The sequence below is a fragment of the Roseateles sp. P5_E11 genome (assembly GCF_054049355.1).
This window is the reverse complement of the sequence record NZ_JBFUMO010000645.1, coordinates 1-3,096: the sequence shown is the minus strand read 5'-3', so window position 1 is coordinate 3,096 and position 3,096 is coordinate 1. Positions and strand designations below refer to the sequence as shown.

4 protein-coding genes are annotated in these 3,096 nt (G+C 67.1%); 3 read left to right on the top strand and 1 reads right to left on the bottom strand.

Going from position 1 to position 3,096, the window contains the following annotated elements:
* Both ACXJKR_RS28480 and ACXJKR_RS28475 read left to right on the top strand, forming a co-directional pair.
* The coding region (locus tag ACXJKR_RS28480; RefSeq protein ID WP_457325696.1) for a DUF3400 domain-containing protein at positions 1–183 on the top strand (183 nt) is incomplete at its 5' end.
* A complete protein-coding gene (locus ACXJKR_RS28475; protein ID WP_457325694.1) occupies positions 180–620 on the top strand; it encodes an HIT family protein in 441 nt (146 codons plus the stop codon). The genes ACXJKR_RS28480 and ACXJKR_RS28475, both read left to right, overlap by 4 nt.
* On the opposite strand, the gene ACXJKR_RS28470 is transcribed toward ACXJKR_RS28475, so the two are convergent.
* Positions 593–1,090 carry a hypothetical protein gene (locus tag ACXJKR_RS28470; RefSeq protein ID WP_056204144.1) on the bottom strand — a complete coding sequence of 166 codons (498 nt, stop codon included), beginning with the start codon at positions 1,088–1,090 and terminating at the stop codon, positions 593–595. The genes ACXJKR_RS28475 and ACXJKR_RS28470 overlap by 28 nt on opposite strands.
* Positions 1,091–1,526: 436 nt before the next feature.
* Between ACXJKR_RS28470 and ACXJKR_RS28465 the strand changes: the two genes are divergently transcribed.
* Positions 1,527–3,096 (top strand): S8 family peptidase (locus ACXJKR_RS28465; RefSeq protein ID WP_457325692.1); only part of this gene is annotated, 1,570 nt, incomplete at its 3' end.

Below are 3,096 nucleotides of genomic sequence, written 5' to 3'. Positions count from 1 at the left end.
ATCCTGACGTCCTGCCCGAGTTGCCTGCAGGGTCTGTCCCGCTACGGTGATGACTTGCAGAACGGCCTGCTGGAGGCCGACTACATCGTCGTCGAGATGGCCAACCAGATCCTCGGCCCCAACTGGATGCCGGAGTACGTGGCCAAGGCCAACAACGGCGGCATCGAGCGGGTGCTGGTGTGAGCTGCCCCTTGTGCGAGGGCGACGGCGGTTTCGTCGTCGCTCGCACGCCGCAGTTCCGCGTCGTGCGCGTCGTCGATGGCGACGAAGCGCAACGTTTCCCGGCCTTTTACCGACTCATCTGGAGCGCCCATGTCGCCGAGTTCAGTGACCTGTCGGTCACGGATAGACACGCCTGCATGGACGCTGTCACCGAGATCGAGCGGACCTTAAGGTCTTTGCTCGCGCCGACCAAGGTCAACATCGCCAGTCTCGGCAATGTCGTGCCTCATCTGCACTGGCATATCGTCGCGCGTTTCGACTGGGACAGCCATTTCCCAGCGCCAATCTGGGCCATGCCCCAGCGCGAACTGGGCGGCCCGGCGGTAGAGCGCCTGCCGCTGGCGCTTGCTCGCGTCGACGCCGCCGTGCTTCACTCGTTGACCATCGCGATCCGATAGCCACGCCCGGCGCCGGCGACCTGCTGGTTGTTGCGGTCGTCGGGATCGATGAAGTCGACGCGGAAACGATAGATCTGCGCGCCGGCCGTCTTCTGCGGGCCGCACTCCAACATGTTGGCCGCGTTGCGCACGGTGCGCTCGATGCGGTTGGAGATGCCGTCGGTCCTGACAGCAGTGACTTCACCGCCGTCGATGACGATCTGCACCTTCACTTGGCCGACACGGCGCTCGTTCTCCCAGGTGGTCTGCAGCGCGTCCTGCAGTTGGCGGTCGAGGCTGGCGCAGGCGTCGTGAATGTCGTAGCGCACGGGCGCCTCGACGACACGGCCGCTGACTTCGACGCGCTCCAGATCCCCTGGGGCGGCCAGCGCGGGGCCTGCAGTCAGGGTCAGCGCGACTGCACAGGCGACGCCGGCAAACAGGCTGTTGAGCAAAGGGGTGCGCTGGGCAATCGAATAGCGGTTGGACATGACGAGCTCCTGTGGGTTCTTGGTGGGGGGCGGGCGCCGCAAAACGCGTCGACCTGTGTTCAGGCTAGGCGCGTGAATGAGCGGCCCCAAGCCGCAAGCGATGAGTTGCCGGTGCCATGTGACGACCCGCTGAAAACCGCGACCGAATTGCTGCCGGCTTGTTTCGCTCGCTCGAGCGTGCGCATGCCATTGGTCACGGGCGCTGTCATCCCTGATTGCCCGCTAGGGTTACTTCCGTCACTGCGGCTGGTGACAAGGCTGCCTTCGTGTCACGGACACACTGCGGCCCGCTTCGGATGCGCCATGTCGGCCAGGACGGTTTTGTTGTTGGGTTGAGTCCTGCCGGCGAGCTGAACACAGTGGTGCTCCTCGTGGAGATCCCGCGGGCCGAGCCGGTGCGCCGTCCGCCACGGTGACTTTTCCGGAACCACCACAAATGAGTTTTGCTTTTGCCAACAAGAGAACCCTGCTCGCACTGGCCTGTGGCCTGCTGACGGCGGGTGCCAGCCAGGCTGGCGTATCCAACACCCAGGTCGACGTGGGCGTTGCCAGCCTGGTGCGTGCGAGCAGTACCGACCGCCTCATCGTCAGCTACCGCGACGCCTCCCAGGTTGATGCCCAGGACGCCACCGTACTGCGCGCCGTCGGCATCGCTACCAACGCACTGGAAGCTCGCCTGAATGTCGTGAACTCGGCACTGGCCCTGCGCGGCGCCAAGGCCCGCGTGCTGCGCCAGATGGGCACTGGCGCCCACATCTACAAGCTCGACAAGGCGCTCTCGCACGGCGAAATGCTGAGCCTGGCCAACCAGCTCAAGGCCGCCGACCCCAACATCGCCTACGCGGAACCCGACCGCAAGATGTACCCGATGTTCACGCCCAACGACACGAGCTACAGCTCGCAGTGGGACCTGTACGAGACGACCGGCGGCATCCGCGCCCCGGCGGCCTGGGACCTGTCCACCGGCTCGGGCGTCGTCGTGGCCGTCATCGACACCGGCTACCGCCCGCATGCCGACCTGTCGGGCCAGATCGTGGCCGGCTACGACATGATCAACGACACGGCCGTCTCCAACGACGGCAGTGGCCGTGACAGCGACCCGAGCGACCCGGGCGACTGGACCGCCGCGGGCGAATGCGGTACCGGCGAGCCGGCCAGCAGCTCCAGCTGGCACGGCACGCATGTGGCCGGCACCATCGCGGCCAAGACCAACAACTCCACCGGCGTGGCGGGCATCGCCTTCAACGCCAAGGTGCAGCCCGTGCGCGTGCTGGGCAAGTGCGGCGGCTACACCTCCGACATCGCCGACGGCATGGTCTGGGCCTCGGGCGGCAGCGTCTCGGGCCTGCCCACCAACGCCACGCCGGCCAAGGTCATCAACATGTCCCTCGGTGGCGGCGGTGCCTGCGACACCACGTCGCAGAATGCCATCAACAGCGCCCGTTCGCGCGGCACGAGCGTCATCGTCGCAGCCGGCAACGAGAACCAGAACGCCAGCAACTCCAACCCGGCGAACTGCTCCGGCGTGGTTGCCGTGGCAGCCACGGATCGCAATGGTGCTCGCGCCTACTACTCGAACTACGGCGCCATCGTGACGCTGGCGGCGCCCGGTGGTGATGTGCGCTCCAGCAGCAGCAACGGCATCCTCAGCACGCTGAACGCCGGCACCAAGGCGCCGGGCGCCGACAGCTATGCCTACTACCAGGGCACGTCGATGGCCACGCCGCATGTRGCCGGTGTCGTCGCGCTGATGATGAGCGCCAAGCCGACCGCCACGCCCGACCAGATCAAGGCCGCGCTGATCAGCAGCGCGCGAGCCTTCCCGGGCAGCTGCTCGCAATGCGGCGCCGGCATCCTGGATGCGGCGGCTGCGGTGGCGGCCATCACGGGCACGGGCGGCCTGCCGACGGTCAACGAGACCGAGTCCAACGGCTCGATCTCGGCGGCCAACACCGTCTCGGCACCGGCCAACGTGGCCGGCACCATCGGCTCCGGCACCATCGGCT

Coding starts and splice junctions, on each gene's coding strand:
- ACXJKR_RS28470 (WP_056204144.1), bottom strand. CDS start 1,090: ATGTCCAACCGCTATTCGATTGCCCAGCGCACCCCTTTGCTCAACAGC.